The 14,492-nt window shown below is 68.8% G+C and carries 10 protein-coding genes and 1 tRNA gene; 5 read left to right on the top strand and 6 right to left on the bottom strand.

What is annotated here, in order from left to right:
* Window positions 1-15: 15 nt before the first annotated feature.
* On the bottom strand, window positions 16-1,059 hold the full coding sequence (locus ACOYR4_RS18910) for an ABC transporter substrate-binding protein (RefSeq protein ID WP_422847676.1): 1,044 nt from the start codon (window positions 1,057-1,059) through the stop codon (window positions 16-18).
* Between the two features lie 203 nt (window positions 1,060-1,262).
* Here ACOYR4_RS18910 and ACOYR4_RS18905 point away from each other — a divergent pair, with 203 nt between their 5' ends.
* From ACOYR4_RS18905 to ACOYR4_RS18895, 3 genes are all read left to right on the top strand, one after another.
* Window positions 1,263-1,922 carry a response regulator transcription factor gene (locus ACOYR4_RS18905; protein WP_015015552.1) on the top strand — a complete coding sequence of 220 codons (660 nt, stop codon included), beginning with the start codon at window positions 1,263-1,265 and terminating at the stop codon, window positions 1,920-1,922.
* The gene (locus tag ACOYR4_RS18900; protein WP_422847675.1) at window positions 1,922-3,271 is read left to right on the top strand and encodes an ATP-binding protein; all 1,350 of its coding nucleotides are present in this window, start codon (window positions 1,922-1,924) and stop codon (window positions 3,269-3,271) included. Before ACOYR4_RS18905 ends, ACOYR4_RS18900 begins: the two co-directional genes overlap by 1 nt.
* A 227-nt stretch (window positions 3,272-3,498) precedes the next feature.
* Entirely contained in the window at window positions 3,499-4,491 is a 993-nt protein-coding gene (locus ACOYR4_RS18895) for a 2-dehydropantoate 2-reductase (protein WP_422847674.1), read from the top strand.
* 20 nt (window positions 4,492-4,511) lie between these two features.
* On the opposite strand, the gene ACOYR4_RS18890 is transcribed toward ACOYR4_RS18895, so the two are convergent.
* Window positions 4,512-5,003, bottom strand: a complete 492-nt coding sequence (locus ACOYR4_RS18890) for an Lrp/AsnC family transcriptional regulator (RefSeq protein WP_422847673.1) — start codon at window positions 5,001-5,003, stop codon at window positions 4,512-4,514.
* A gap of 100 nt (window positions 5,004-5,103) precedes the next feature.
* Between ACOYR4_RS18890 and ACOYR4_RS18885 the strand changes: the two genes are divergently transcribed.
* Window positions 5,104-6,006, top strand: coding sequence for an EamA family transporter (locus ACOYR4_RS18885; RefSeq protein WP_422847672.1), 903 nt, complete (start codon window positions 5,104-5,106; stop codon window positions 6,004-6,006).
* 169 nt (window positions 6,007-6,175) lie between these two features.
* On the top strand, window positions 6,176-6,571 hold the full coding sequence (locus ACOYR4_RS18880) for a hypothetical protein (protein WP_422847671.1): 396 nt from the start codon (window positions 6,176-6,178) through the stop codon (window positions 6,569-6,571).
* 119 nt (window positions 6,572-6,690) lie between these two features.
* Here the strand turns inward: ACOYR4_RS18880 and ACOYR4_RS18875 are convergent.
* From ACOYR4_RS18875 to ACOYR4_RS18860, 4 genes are all read right to left on the bottom strand, one after another.
* Window positions 6,691-6,765, bottom strand: a tRNA-Arg gene (locus ACOYR4_RS18875).
* Window positions 6,766-6,819: 54 nt separating this feature from the next.
* On the bottom strand, window positions 6,820-11,211 hold the full coding sequence (locus ACOYR4_RS18870; RefSeq protein WP_422847670.1) for a translocation/assembly module TamB domain-containing protein: 4,392 nt from the start codon (window positions 11,209-11,211) through the stop codon (window positions 6,820-6,822).
* A gap of 5 nt (window positions 11,212-11,216) precedes the next feature.
* On the bottom strand, window positions 11,217-13,154 hold the full coding sequence (locus tag ACOYR4_RS18865) for an autotransporter assembly complex protein TamA (RefSeq protein WP_422847669.1): 1,938 nt from the start codon (window positions 13,152-13,154) through the stop codon (window positions 11,217-11,219).
* Window positions 13,155-13,293: 139 nt separating this feature from the next.
* A complete protein-coding gene (locus tag ACOYR4_RS18860) occupies window positions 13,294-14,481 on the bottom strand; it encodes a vWA domain-containing protein (protein WP_209818289.1) in 1,188 nt (395 codons plus the stop codon).
* Window positions 14,482-14,492: the final 11 nt, after the last annotated feature.

The following is a 14,492-nucleotide window of genomic DNA, read 5'->3' as shown; positions in this document are numbered from 1 at the left end:
GGCGGGCGCTGCGCGTCAGCGCGGCAGGGGCTCCACTTCCTTCGTCCAGCGGTCGATCAGGCGCCGGCGCTCGGCGGCCTTACCGTATTTCTCGAAGTCGTATTTGATGAGCTTCACGTTGTCCAGTGTAGGGATGCGCGGGTCCATCTTGAAGGTCTTGTTGGCAGGCACCTGGTAGCTGCCCACCTGGGCGCCCACGGCCTGGCCTTCGGGGCTCATCAGCCAGTCGTAGTACTTTTTGGCGTTGTCCATGTTGCGCGCGCCCTTGACCAGCGCAATGCCGCCCACCTCGTAGCTGGTGCCTTCACAAGGCGCCTGGGTTTTTACCGGGTACTTGTCGGCCTTCCATTTTTCAAAGTTGAACATGAAGGTGATGCCCACACCCACCTCGCCCTTGGCCACGTTGGGCGCCTGCGCCTGGCCGCTGCGGGTGTAGGTGGTGGTGTTCTTGTGCAGGGCCTTGAGGTAGTCGAACGCCTTGTCTTCGCCCATCAGCTGCACCAGCCCCGCAATCACGGTGTAGGCCGTGCCGCTGGAGGCGGGGTGCGAGATTTCTACCTCGCCCTTGTAGGCGGGCTTGATCACGTCGGACCAGCACTGGGGCTCGGGCAGCTTTTTCTTCTTGAGCGTTTCGGTGTTGTAGCCAAAGCCGATGGCCGAGCTGTAAAAGCCTCCGACCTGGTGGCCCGACATGGCGTACTGGCGCACGCTCCAGCTATGCAGGTCATGCAGGTAGGCAGGGCGGTATTCGGCCAGCAGGCCCTGGTCGGCCGCCTGCAAGAAGGGGTCGCCCGTGCCTCCCCACCAGATGTCGGTCTTGGGGTTGTTGGCCTCGGCGCGCAGCTGCGCGGCAATCTCGCCCGTGCCTTTGTGAGCCTGGTTCACCTTGATGCCGGTCTTGCGGGTGAACTCCTTGGCGGCTGCTTCGCACCAGGGGGCGTCGGTGCTGCACAGCGCGTTGACCACGCCCTGTGCCTGGGCGCCCGTGGCAGACAGCGCGGCCAGCGCAACGGCTGCAGCAACGTGGTGGAGAGGGGGGAATGTGATTGGAATGGCCATCGGTCTTGCTCCTTGTGTGTTGTCGTAATGGCCCGGCCCCTGGGGCGGGCGGTGTGCGCGTGGCGCTTTCATTGTGACAGTGATGTGTCAAATTCAAGTCGTTCTGGCAGCCCGGTGCTGCGCCAGCGCCCATGCCGCCGCTATCCTTGGCAGCCAGCCCTTTTACTGAACTCCTGACCGACCGATCTTTCTGCCCCTTTGCCATGCGCCTGCTGCTTGTTGAAGACGATTCCATGATCGGCGAAGCCGTGTTGGACCTGCTGCGCGCCGAGCAGTACGCGGTGGACTGGGCGCGCGATGGCGATGCGGCCGATACGGCACTGCGCACCCAGGCATACGACCTGGTGCTGCTGGACCTGGGCCTGCCCAAACGCGACGGCCTGGCCGTGCTGCGCGACCTGCGCGCCCGCAAAAACCGCACCCCCGTGCTGGTGGCCACCGCGCGCGATGCCGTGGCGCAGCGCATCGAGGGGCTGGATGCCGGGGCCGATGACTACGTGCTCAAGCCCTATGACCTGGACGAGCTGCTGGCCCGCATCCGCGCCCTGCTGCGCCGCGCAGCGGGCCGGGCCGAACCGGTGTACGAGCACCAGGGCGTCAGCATCAACCCCGCCACGCGCGAGGTCACCGTGCGCGGCACACCGGTGGTGCTGTCGGGGCGTGAATGGGCGGTGCTGGAGCCGCTCATCGCGCGGCCTGGCATGGTGCTGTCGCGCCAGCAGCTGGAGGACAAGCTCTACGGCTGGGGCGACGAGGTGAGCAGCAACGCGGTGGAGGTCTACATCCACGGCCTGCGCAAGAAGCTGGGGCCCGAGCTGGTGCTGAACGTGCGCGGTGTCGGGTATCTGGTACCGAAGATGTGATGGAAAAAATCTTGCGCACCTTCCAGGGCCTGCTTCCGCGCTCCTTGCGCATGCGGCTGCTGATGTTCTTGCTCGCCGCCATCGTGCTGGCCGGGGCGGTGCAGGGCGCGCTGGCCTACCGGGGCGCGCTGGAAGAGGCCGATGCGCTGTTCGACTACCACATGCAGCAAACCGCGCTGGCCTTGCGTTCGGGCCTGCCGGTGGATGCGCAGGGTCTGGGCCCCGGGCTGGACCCCGAGGACGAAAACCACGAATTCATCGTGCAGGTGTGGACCAACGAGGGCCTGCGCATTTTTGAATCCGCCGTGGGCGCCGCACTGCCGCAGATCGCCGTGCTGGGCTTTACCAACGTGCAGGCGCGTGGCGGCACCTACCGGGTGTTCTCCATGCAGACGCGCTCGCAGGTCATCCAGGTGGCGCAGAACATGGCCGCGCGGCGCGACATGGCCCGCAGCCTTGCACTGCGCACGCTGGCGCCGCTGGCGATCATGGCGCCGCTGCTGGTGCTGGCCGTGTGGTGGGGCGTGAGCCGGTCACTCGCCCCGGTGGAGCGGGTGCGCCGCCAACTGGCAAAGCGCCAGGCCGACGACCTCTCGCCGGTCAGCGACGCACAACTGCCCGACGAGGTGCAGCCGCTGGTGAGCGAACTCAACCTGCTGTTCGAGCGTGTGCAGCACGCGTTTGAGGCCCAGCAGCACTTTGTGGCCGACGCCGCGCACGAGCTGCGCTCCCCACTGGCCGCACTGCGCCTGCAACTGCAGGGCCTGCAGCGTGCGGGTGACGATGCCGCGCGGGCGGCCGCCGTCGAACGCCTGTCGGCCGGCATTGAGCGCGCCACGCGCCTGGTCGAGCAGCTGCTCACCCTGGCGCGGCAGGAGGCCAGCACGGCCGTGAATGACCCTGTGGACCTGCGCGCCACTGCGCAGCTGGCGCTGTCCGACGTGGCCCCCGCTGCCCAGGCGCGCAGCATGGATGTGGGCCTGCTGGAATCGGACGCGGCCACCGTCACCGGCAACGCCGAGGCCCTGCGCATGCTGGCCCGCAACCTGCTGGACAACGCCATCAAATACAGCCCGCCCGGCGGCCAGGTGGACTTGCAGGTGCGCCGCGAGGGAGACCGCGCCGTGCTCACTGTGGAAGACAGCGGCCCCGGCATCGCCCCCGAGCACCGCGAGCGGGCCATGCAGCGGTTTGTGCGCGTCACCGCTGACGGTGCCCCGGGCAGCGGCCTGGGCCTTGCCATCGTGCAGGCCATTGCCCAAGGCCATGGCGCCACCGTGGTGCTGGACAGCTCGCCGCGCCTGTGCGGCTTGCGGGTGACCGTGCGGTTTGCAGCCGCCAAGCCTTGAGCTGTGTGATGAACTGTTTGCTATTAATTACATAGCTGTTCAGGCAAGTTGCACTAGCGCTACCGGCCAAAAAGCCTTCAAAAGCACCCGCAGAGCGCTTCAATGCGCCTCGTCACGTGTGCGCCACGCCGCCAGGGGCCTGCCCCGCACAATGCGGGGTAGCGCGCAGGCTGTGCCGGTTCCCGGTCTGCCTGCGTCCACTTCCACCTCAGCACACACGCATCGGCATGAACTTCATCGTTTTGGGCGCAGGCGCCATTGGTTGTTATGTGGGTGGGCGCCTGGCCGCGCACGGCCAGCCCGTGTGCCTGGTGGGCCGCCCGCATGCGCTGGAGCCCATCGCGCAGCACGGCCTGAAGGTCACCGACCTGGACGGCTTTGACCGCACCGTGCCCGCGTCCGCGCTGCAACTGGCCCCCACGCTGGCCGACGCCGCGCCCGGTGCCGACAGCGTCATCCTGCTGTGCGTCAAAAGCGGCGCCACCGAGTCGGCGGCGCGCGAGCTGGCGGCGGCCTGTGCGCCCGGCACGCCGGTGATCTCGCTGCAAAACGGCGTGGACAACGTGGCCCGCATCGCAGCCTTGGCGCCCGGCCTGAACGTGCTGGCGGGCATGGTGCCCTACAACGTGGTGCTGCGTGGCGCGCAGGCGCACCGCGCCACCGCAGGCCATTTGCAGCTGCAGCGTGACGCGGTCACCGAGCGCATCGCGCCCCTCTTCAACGCCGCCGGTCTGGCCACCACGCTGCCGCCAGACATCCGCGCCGTGCAGTGGGGCAAGCTGCTGCTCAACCTCAACAACCCGGTCAACGCGCTGTCCGACCTGCCCCTGCGGCAAGAGCTGCTGGACCGCGACTGCCGCCGCGTCTTTGCCGCGCTGCAGACCGAGGCGCTGCGCGTGATGGCGCGCGCGGACATCACCCCCGCCCAGGTCACCGCCGTGTCGCCCACGCTGCTGCCCCGTGTGCTGCGCCTGCCCAACTGGCTGTTCACGCGGCTGGCCAAGCGCATGCTGCAGATTGACGCCACGGCTCGCTCGTCGATGTGGGACGACCTGGAGGCCGGGCGCGTGACCGAGATCGACGCGCTGTGCGGCGCTGTGGTGCGGCTGGCCGCGCAGCAGGGCATGGCAGCGCCGCTCAATGCGCGCATGTGCGAGCTGCTGGGCGGGCCGCGCCAGCGCCTCACTGGCAAGCAGATGCGCCAGATGCTGGGGCTGTGATTGCGGTTGTGGCTTCGTGATCAGGCCACGGTTGCTGCGCTGTCCAGCGGCACGCGCAGCCCCGTCTTCAGGCTGGCCAGCGCCACCGAGGTCCGAAACCGCTTGATGTTGTCGTCCCCCTCAAACAGCCGCCGCGTCAGCGCCTCGTAGTCCGCCATCGACGCCACGTTCACCACCAGCAGGTAGTCTGCTTCGCCCGTCACGCTGTAGCACTGCTGCACCGCGTCTTCGGCCGCAATGCGCGCACGCAGCGGGGCGGTGCGGTCGGGGCGTTCGTTGTCCAGGTGCACCTCCAGCACGATGGTCAGCGGCTTGCCCACCTTCACCGGGTCCAGCACGGCCACGTTGGCGCGGATCACGCCGCTGTCCTTGAGCCGCTGGATGCGCCGCTGCACCGCAGGCGCCGACAGATTCACCGCCTGCGCAATCGCGCGCTGGGGCGTGGTGTTGTCGGCCTGCAGGATGTCGAGGATCGCGAGGTCAAAGCGGTCAAGTGCAGACGGAGTGGCCATGAGATTTCCTTGGAGCATGCTCTGAGGGTGAGCGAAAGTTGCGCGCAAGCCCCTAAATTCGAGCCAAAAGCACGCAGGGGTCGCACTATATTTTCAGCCCATGAGCGCTTTCCCTCTCCGTTCTCTTTTGCACCGTTTCTTTCCCTTCCTGGCCGTGCTGGGCTCCGTCACCGCACTGGGCATCGGCACCTCATGGGCCAAGCACTGGCTGTTCCCGGTGGTGGGAGCGCAGGGCACCACCGCCGTGCGCGTGGGCTTTTCTGCACTGCTGGTGTTGCTGCTGTGGCGGCCCTGGCGCTGGCACCTGTCGCGCGCGGACGCGCGGGCCGTCATGCTCTACGGCGCGGCGCTGGGCGGCATGAACCTCATGTTTTACATGTCGCTGCGCACTTTGCCGTTTGGCCTGGCGGTGGCCATCGAGTTTGCGGGACCACTGGCGGTGGCGATCTGGTCATCGCGCCGCGCGGTGGATTTTGTGTGGGTAGCGCTGGCGATCACGGGCCTGGGCATGCTGCTGCCGCTGGGGCTCAACGGCAGCACGCTGGACCCGGTGGGCGTCTTCTACGCCCTGGGTGCGGCCGTGTTCTGGGGGCTGTACATCGTCTTCGGCAAGCGCGCCGGGCACCTGCACGCGGGGCATTCGGTATCGCTGGGCCTGCTGGTGGCCGCGCTGGTGGTGGTGCCCGTGGGCGTGGTGCATGCGGGCGCTGCGCTGCTGTCGCCCACCGTGCTGCTCATTGGCGCGGCGGTGGCGGCGGTGTCCAGCGCCATCCCGATCTCGCTGGAGATGATGGCTTTGAAACGCCTGCCCAAGGAGGCCTTTGGCATCATGATCAGCATGGAGCCCGCCGTGGCCGCACTGGTGGCCATGGCGCTGCTGGGCGAGCACCTGAGCGCGGTGCAGTGGCTGGCCATTGGTTGCATCATGGCTGCGTCGATGGGCAGTGCCATGACGGCTGCGCGGCCCGCTGCTGCCGACCGCACGGCGCCGCAAGCGGCCTGAAGGCGCGGGCTGGCGGAGCGGGGCTGCCAAGCGGGCGGTGCCATGGCACGGCGCATTGCCTGACAGGCGTGCGGTCTGCAGGCTGGCTTGATCGGTTGGGTTGCAGGGCTAAAAAAGGACTGTGACGGCACCCCCTTGGCGCCGTCGTTCCCTGTCCAAGGAGCCCATCATGATTCCCTCTACCACCCCTTTCACTGCGGCCACCGCACCCGTGGACCAAGACCTGGCCGAGCAAGCACGCCCCGGCTACGGCATCCCATCGCAAGACCCCCGAACTGGCGCCCAGACCGCGCTGGAGCCTGAAGACGCAGAGCGCGAAGCCCACTCCGCCTTAATGGGCGGCGGCATGATGGCTGGTGCAGCAGCCGGCGCCGCTGTGGGCGTGGCCGTCGCGGGCCCGGTGGGGGTGGTGGTTGGGGGCACTTTGGGCGGCATCGCCGGTGCGTTGGGTGGTGCTGCAGCGGGCACCATGGTCAGCCCGGACGAGCCTTTGGCCAATGCTGTGGAAGACGATCACCTTGCGCAGTCTGCGCGAGGGCCTGCAGGCAAGAGGGACTCGAAGTAAGGCCGCCAAGGCGGCCACGCGCTGACTGGGGCAGTGCGCGTATTGTGTGCGGATGCTTCAGATTTGATAGCTGCCAGCGCATATTGCACTGGCGCTAGCGGCCATTTTGGCCATGAATCTGGTCCCCTCGACAGGAATCGAACCTGTATCTAGCGCTTAGGAGGCACTCGTTCTATCCATTGAACTACGAGGAGCAAGGCAGCCGCGCATTGTAGTGGCGCGCGGGGGGCTTCCTGGCCGCTGAGGCCTCAGTCGTACTTCACGGTGTAGATGATGTCCACCGCACTTTTCTCGCCAGTTTGCCCGCGCAGCGTGAGGCGGCGGGAGAGGTCGTAAAAGATGTACAGCGTGCCCAGCGTGCCCGACAGGCTGCGCTCATACGTCACGTACAGGTCTTTGGACAGGCGCTTGCCGAAGGTGAGGGCGGCGGCGCTGGCGTCTTCGCCCGTGGTGGCGCCGCGAAAGCCGATTTCGTCCAGGCCCAGGCGGCTGGCGGCGTTGGCCGTGGGGCTTTGGCCGCCGTTGCGGCCCAGCAGCGCCAGCGCGGCCTGTTGCAGCACGGCCGCTTCGGCGCCTCCGGCCGAGGCATTGCGGCCCAGCACCACCCACGACAGCTTTTCGGCATCGGGCAGTTCCGGGTCGGAGTACAGCGTGACGCGCGGCGCCTTCGCGCTGCCCGTGACCTGCACCCCCGCGCGCACGCTGATGTTGGGGCGCAGCGCTAGGATGTCGAGCGAGGGGTTGTTGTACGGGCCGTTGAAGCGGATGAGGCCCGTCTCCACGTCCAACATCTGGCCCCAGGCGCGGTAGCGGCCCTGGTCGGTGCGCACCTCGCCGGTCACACGCGGCGGGGCGCCGGGCACGGCGCTGCTGCGGATGTCCACCTCGCCCGTCAGCCGGGTGGTGATGCCCTGGCCCTGCAGCGCAAAGTCGCGCCCCAGGTTGAGGGTGACGGCGATGTCGGGCGGCTTGGCGGTCTCCGCCTGCGCGGCCACCTGGTTGGCCTTGGCGGCGGCCTGGGCCTTGGCCTGGTCTTCGCGGTCCTTGGCGGCGGAGCGCACGACCACGTCCGAGCCCAGTCGCGGTGCGGATTCATCGGGCAGGATGATGGTGGCGCGGTCGGTGGTGAGCTTGCCGCGCAGGCTGATCTGGCCCTGCTGCAGCTGGGCCTGCAACTGGCCCGACACGCTGACCTGCCGGTCGGCCCGTACTAGCACCTGCAGGGCCTTGGCCTCGGCCTGCAGGGACATGGTGATGCCCGACAGGCCGGTGGCTGCCGTGGCGCTGTCGCCCCAGGCCACGCGGCCGGTGGCGGTCAGCGTGCCGCCGTCTTGCGCGGCGGCTGTGCGGTTGCCGCTGAAGCCTGCGATGCGCGCGCTGCTGCCCCGCCCGCCTTGCAGGCGGAACTCGGTGATGTTGAGCTGGTTGCCCTGCAGCGTGGCGCGCAGGCGGCCGCCTTGCAGGTCCACGCCGTCTACCACCGATCTCACTGCCATGTCGTCGGCCCCCAGGGTGCCCGCCCAGCGAGGCGCATCGCGCGTGCCCGACAGGGTGGCGCTGGCATCCAGCGTGCCGCGCACGCGCCAGCCGGGCGGCGCCAGCGCAGACCACACGCCCACGTCAGGCAGTCGGGCGCGCAAGGTGCCGGCCAGTGGTGCGTCGGCAGGCCAGGTGATGGGGGCATCGGCGTTGGCAGCGGACAGACGCGTGCTGGCGGTGGCGTCGATCTCGCCCGCGCGGTCGCTGGCCCAGAGCAGGCGCGCGCGCAGCGTGTCACCTTCAGCGGTGACCGTGATTTCTGCCTGGCGCACACCGGCGGGCGTGCCTGGGGCGCTTGCTGCGCTGGATGCACTTGCAGGCGGCGTGGCCGCAGTCGCCACCACAGTGGTGGCGCCTGCACCGGTGCCCTGTCCGCTGCTTTGCACCGCCGTGATGGCCATGGCATCGCCCGCCAGGACGCTCAGGTCGCCACTGGCACGGCGCAGGCTGGCGCTGGCGCGCAGGGCGTCGCCCGTGGTGTCCACACTCCATTGCCCATCGAGCACGATGCTGCTGGCAAGGCCCATGCGCGCAAGCAGCGGCTGCGCGGGACGGCCTGCGGCGGCGGGCGTCTCGCCCAGGCCCAGCGCATCCACCCAGGCCATGGGCAGGCCCTGCAGCGTGCCCTGCGTTTGCAACCGCAGGGGGGTGTTGGATGCCGTGGCGGCAGACCATTGCACCGGCGACCAGCGCAGCGTCACGGTGCCCGGCAAGGGGCCTGTGACCCGGGCCTGACCGGCCGATGCCTGCAGGCTGAGGGCGCTGGTGGTGGGCGATGGTGCTGCACGCCCGCTGGCCGGTGACCTGGGGGCTCCAGGGGTAGGGGTGCCGGTGCGCACGGTCAGGCCCAGGGGCTCAGCCAGTTGCAGCGTCCACGGCCCGGGGCGCTGGGCGACCTGGGCTTGCAGGCGCAGTTCGCTGACCTGCAACTGCCATTGCCCGGCACCCAACAGGGTGCTGGCAAGGCGGGTCTGCACCGTGGTCTGCAGGGCCTGGGGCGCTGGCGTGCGGACCTCGCCGGTCAACGCCAGAGAGGCCTGCGCCAGGTTGCCCCCCAGTTCGGCCTTGAAGGCGCGCAGTTGCAGGGCTTGCCCGGCGGATGTGCCGCCGCTGGCGTTGGTGGTGGCCGGGAGCGTCAGGTCCAGCTGGGGGGTGTTCAGCGTGGCCTGCAGATCAAAGCGGTCGGGGTTGCGGGCGGGTGCGCTGTTGGCTGTGGCAGTCTGAAGTTGCTCAGTCAACGTCTGCCATCCACCCTTCCAGCGCGCGGTGATCTGTGCGGCGCCCTGGACGCTGGCCCCTTGCAGGGTGCGCTGCACGGAGGTGCCCACCACGGGCAGGCCGGCCAGCCAACGCTGCGCGAGTGCTGTATCGGCCCACTGCAGCTGCAGGTCGCCAGCGCCGCTGCGCGGGGCCAGTGTGCCTTGTGCCTGTGCAGTGGCGCCGGGCACTGCCAGGGTGACCTTGCCTTGCGCAGACTGTGTGCCCAGTGTGACCCGCAGTCCGCTGGCTTCCACGCGGGCCTGCAATGCGTCCAGCAACAAGCGGTCCAGCCGCACCGTGCCGCCGTCGGCGGCCTGCCAGGTGCCTTGTGTGTTGAAGGTATTGATGCGCAGCGGTGCGCCCGCTGCACCAGGGGTCTTTACGGTTGCTGCACGCGCCGCCGTGCCGGTGTCTGCCCGCACGTCGGCACTGAAGCGCACGGCGTCGCCCTGGGTTTGTGCGGTGACGCGGCCGGAGAGCGGGGCGGCGGCCAGCAGCGTGTGCAGGGCGTCGGGGCGCAGCGCGCGCAGGGTGGCCTGGCCCTCCAGCGCGTGGGTGGTGGGGGTGTAGTGGCCCTGTGCGGTGATGCTGCCCGCACCCGCCTGCAGGGTGGCGCTGGGCACGGTCCAGCGGGTGCCGTCATAGCTTGCGCTGGCGTCCAGCGCGGTCAGCGGCAGGCGGGCGGTGTCCCAGGGGCCGGGCAGGTCGTTGCGCAGCGCGGCTTGCAGACTCCAGCCTGTCGTGCCTGTGCCACCGGATGTCGGCCCGGCTTGCAGCGTGCCGTGCAGTTGCGTGACCGGTGCCTGCGGCCACAGGGCTGCCAGATTGACGGCACGCAGCGTGGCGTTGGCAGACTGCAGGGGCTGCTGTGCCCACGGTGCCAGCCTGGCGGTCAGGTCGGCCTGCATGGGGTCGGCAGCGGGCGCAGGGGTTGTGCGTGGGGAAGTAGGTTTTGATGCGCCCGGTTTACTGGCGGGCGCGGCTGCGGGTGGTGTGGCGGTTTCGCTGGTCGGCTCGGGCTTCAGGCGTGCCTGCAGTTGCAATTGGGCGGCGGCGGTGGCCAGCGTGCCCTGTAGCGTGGCGTGGGCGCCCACCTGCAGCGCGGCACCGCCCCCGGGCACGACGGTTTGCACGGTGCCGTCCACGGTGGCATCCAGCGCCATGGGGGCTTGTGCGTCCAGCGTGGCGCGAGCGCTGTAATGGCCCTGGGCCAGTTCTACCGCGCCGATGTTCAGGCGGTGCTGGCGGCCATCAAACCGGTAGTCGCCCACCAGGCCCTGGGCTTCCACGGCGGGTGACCCGGCCCACACAAGCTGGTCGACCCGGAACGGCACGCCCAGCTGCAGCGGCAGCACCAGGCTGGTAGGGGGCGTGGGGGGGGGCTCGGGTGTGTCAGTGGTTTTGGGCTGGGGGGTGATCGCCACGCGGGCGGCATGCACCTCGCCCAGCTCCAGGCGGCGCTGCAGCAAGGGGGCCAGCTGCCAGCCCAGGCGGATGTCGGTCACTTCCACCGCCAGGGTGGGGCTGCTCCAGCGCAGCCAGCCAATGCGCCCGCCGCTACGCAGCGAGCCACTGACATCGCGGCTCTCCAGTGTCTGGTCGGTGGGCAGGTATTGCGCTGCACGGGCCAGCGTGGTGGCCAGTGAGGTGCCGCTGCCCGCCCACCACCACAGCAGCGCGCTGGCCCCCAGCAACAAGGCCAGCAGCGTTACCACCAGCCAGCCCAGGGCCCGCAGCCAGCGCGGCGTGCGAGGGGGTTGAGGGCGGGGTGCCGAGGACGACCCGGCGCTGAAGTCCGACGCGCGGGCGCGGGGCTTGGGAGTGTGGGGGGCGTCGCTCATCGCTATCAGAAGCTGAACCCCAGGCGCAGGTGCAGCCGCACCTCTTTGGTCTTGATGCCGTAGGCCAGGTCGGCCTGCAGCGGGCCCACGGGGCTGCGCCAGCGCACGCCGGCACCCACGCCCACGCGCGGGCTCAGGTCACCCACCTTGTCGGCCACGGCACCGGCGTCCACAAACAGCGTGCTTTCCCAGTCGGTCATCGCCCCTTTGTAGACGATGGGGCGTTGCCATTCCACGCTGCCTACGGCCAGGTAGCGGCCCCCGTACAGCTGGCCGTTGTCGGTGCGCGCGCCGATGCTGCGGTAGCCGTAGCCGCGCACCGTGGTGTCGCCGCCCGTCACAAACAGCTGCGTGACGGGGATCTGCGCGCCCTCGCGCGCCAGCACTGCGCCTGCCTCGGCCCGCAGGGCCACACGGGCATTGCGGCCGATGCCTGCGTCGTCCTGCACGCGCCCTGCGGGGAGGAAGGACTGCCACCGCACCAGGGTGCGCACAAACGGGTCGCGCTCGGGTCGCAGCGTGGTGCCCAGGCCCAGCTCCACCGCCACGCCATGGCCCCGCATGGGGGCGGTCATGCTGTTGAAGTAGCGGCCGGTCCACCCGTAGTTGATGCTCAGGGCGGTGCTGGTGTCGGAGGGCGACCGCGTGTTGTCGGTCAGGCCCTGGCTGTTGGCGTAGTCGTACTGCAGGAAGTAGTTGCGGTCGATGGATTTGGTGCTTTTGCTGCGACCCGCGCGCAAGCGACCGCTGTTCACGTCGTAGTCGCCCGTGGCCTCGCGCAGCAACTGGCCGCCCGCAAACCAGCGCCAGCCGTTGTCATTGGGCAGGTCCGTCCATTCGGTGTTGGCGAGCTTGGTTTCGCGGTCGAGCGCGAGTTTGGTCACCGCGCGCCAGCCCAGCACGGGCATCTGGTTGTGGATGTGTTCCAGGGACAGGCGTGCGCCGCTGTCGGTCGAGAAGCCCGGACCAAAGACCAGCTTTTGCATCGGGGCCTCGCGCACCTGGGCCACCACGGGGGCGGCCTGCGGGTCGGTGCCTTCGGTGTCGAGGGTGAGGAACACGGCGTCGTAGTAGCCGCTGCTGGCCAGGCGCAACTGGGCGTCCAGCATGTCGGCTTCGTCATACACGGCGCCCGTGGGAAGGCGTGCCAGACGCCGCGCACCATCGCTGTCGTAGCGCTGGCTGCCTTGCACGCGCAAGGGGCCGAAGCGGTATGCCGGGCCGGGGTCGTAGCTCACGCTCAGCTGGGCTTCGTGCCGGTCGGCATCGATCTCGGCCCGACTGTTGGCGATGCGGGCCGTGGGGTAGCGCCGGGCCTGCAACTGGCGCAGCCCGTCGGTCTTGGCGCTGTCCCAGGCCGACTGGGTAAAGGGCTGGCCGGGGGCGAGGGACCAGTTGCGCTGCAGGCGTTGCTGCCGTCGCGCCAGGGTGTCCTTGTCGGCTTCGTCGGTGCCTGCCACCGTGATGTCGGCACGGGCAATGCGGGTTTGGGGGCCGGGCTCCACGGTGACAGTGACGGTGCGGGGCGCGCCCTTGCGGGTACCGGCAGTTTCCTGGGCCTCCGTCAGCTCCACGGTGATGGTGGGCGCGAAGTAGCCCAGGGTGCCCAGCAGTTCCCGCGCATTGGCATCAGTGGCGCCCAGCAGGCGCTGCAGCTCGTTGGCCTGCAGGTCGGGCAGCTGGCGAAAGCGCTGCAGCTCCAGGTGGCGCTCCAGCGTCTCGCGCACCGCGTCGGGGGCGCGCACCACCACGTCAAACGATGGGGCGCCACTGCTGGCTTCGGGGCTGATCAGGTCGCTGTGGGTGTCGCCGGTCGTGGGCTCATCGGCACGCGGCAGCAGGCTGCAGCCGCTCAGGCACAGCGCGCCGGAAAGCAGCAACGCCGACCACAGGGCCGGCGTTGGGGTACTAACAGTGGCGGGGCGCAAAACGCGGAAGGGCACGGTGCGAGAGGATGAGTCAGGGGATCGTGTGGGGAAGGCAAGCCTGCCAGCCCGCCCGATGCATCCCCGACTATGCCCTGAAACGGCGGCGCTCCCTGTCGGACAGATGCTCACAAGGCATCTGACCCCGGTACCGCGCCTATTTGGACAGCAGCCGCATGGTTTCTTCCAGCCCCTTGAGCGACAGCGGGTACATGCGGTTGCCCACCAGCTGCTGGATGATGCTGATGCTCTGGCGGTACTGCCACACGCCCTGGGGCTCGGGGTTGATCCACGCAAACTTGGGGAAGGCGTGGGTGAGCCGCTGGATCCACTCGGCACCCGGCTCCTCGTTGTTGTATTCCACACTGCCGCCGGGCTGCAGGATCTCGTACGGGCTCATCGTCGCGTCGCCCACAAAGATCAGCTTGTAGTCCTTGTTGTACTTGCGGATGATGTCCCAGGTCGGGAACTTCTCGGCAAAGCGGCGGCGGTTGTTCTTCCACATGAAGTCGTACACGCAGTTGTGGAAGTAGTAGAACTCCAGGTGCTTGAACTCGCTCTTGACCGCACTGAACAGCTCTTCCACGCGCTGGATGTGCTCGTCCATCGTGCCACCCACGTCCATCAGCAGCAGCACCTTCACGTTGTTGTGCCGCTCGGGCACCATCTTGATGTCCAGGTAGCCTGCGTTGGCCGCCGTGCTGCGGATGGTGTCGGGCAGGTCCAGCTCCAGCTCATGCCCTTCGCGCGCAAACTTGCGCAGGCGGCGCAATGCCACCTTGATGTTGCGTGTGCCCAGCTCCTGCTGGTCGTCGTAGTCCTTGTAGGCGCGCTGCTCCCACACCTTCACCGCGCTCTTGTTCTTGCCCGCGCCGCCAATGCGCACGCCCTGCGGGTTGTAGCCGCCGTGGCCAAACGGGCTGGTGCCGCCCGTGCCGATCCACTTGTTGCCGCCTTCGTGGCGTTCTTTCTGTTCTTCGAGGCGCTTCTTCAGCGTCTCCATGAGTTCGTCCCAGCCCATCTTCTCGATGGCGGCTTTCTGCTCGGGCGTGAGTTCGTTCTCCAGGATCTTGCGCAGCCAGTCGGCCGGGATCTGCTTGGTGAAGTCGGCCACCATTTCGACGCCCTTGAAGTAGGCGCCGAAGGCCCGGTCGAACTTGTCGTAGTGCTTCTCGTCCTTGACCAGCGTGAGGCGCGAGAGGTTGTAGAAGTCGTCCAGGCTCCACGCGTCATCTGACTTGGGGCCCACCACACCGGCTTGCAGCGCTTCGAGCAGGGTGAGGTATTCCTTGACCGACACGGGCAACTTGGCCGAGCGCAGGGTGTAGAAGAAGTCGATGAGCATGATTTTGGCCT

The sequence above is a fragment of the Acidovorax sp. M14 genome, from assembly GCF_049331375.1.
Lineage (GTDB): Bacteria > Pseudomonadota > Gammaproteobacteria > Burkholderiales > Burkholderiaceae_C > Acidovorax.
Note: the sequence above shows the minus strand (reverse complement) of the source record. Positions and strands in the feature narration are given on the sequence as shown.

Excerpts from the sequence above, each read along its gene's own strand:
- ACOYR4_RS18890 (WP_422847673.1), bottom strand. The coding sequence starts at position 5,003 with ATGGCCACTCCGTCTGCACTTGACCGCTTTGACCTCGCGATCCTCGAC.
- ACOYR4_RS18880 (WP_422847671.1), top strand. The coding sequence starts at position 6,176 with ATGATTCCCTCTACCACCCCTTTCACTGCGGCCACCGCACCCGTGGAC.
- ACOYR4_RS18860 (WP_209818289.1), bottom strand. The coding sequence starts at position 14,481 with ATGCTCATCGACTTCTTCTACACCCTGCGCTCGGCCAAGTTGCCCGTG.
- ACOYR4_RS18910 (WP_422847676.1), bottom strand. The coding sequence starts at position 1,059 with ATGGCCATTCCAATCACATTCCCCCCTCTCCACCACGTTGCTGCAGCC.
- ACOYR4_RS18870 (WP_422847670.1), bottom strand. The coding sequence starts at position 11,211 with ATGAGCGACGCCCCCCACACTCCCAAGCCCCGCGCCCGCGCGTCGGAC.
- ACOYR4_RS18900 (WP_422847675.1), top strand. The coding sequence starts at position 1,922 with ATGGAAAAAATCTTGCGCACCTTCCAGGGCCTGCTTCCGCGCTCCTTG.
- ACOYR4_RS18905 (WP_015015552.1), top strand. The coding sequence starts at position 1,263 with ATGCGCCTGCTGCTTGTTGAAGACGATTCCATGATCGGCGAAGCCGTG.
- ACOYR4_RS18895 (WP_422847674.1), top strand. The coding sequence starts at position 3,499 with ATGAACTTCATCGTTTTGGGCGCAGGCGCCATTGGTTGTTATGTGGGT.
- ACOYR4_RS18885 (WP_422847672.1), top strand. The coding sequence starts at position 5,104 with ATGAGCGCTTTCCCTCTCCGTTCTCTTTTGCACCGTTTCTTTCCCTTC.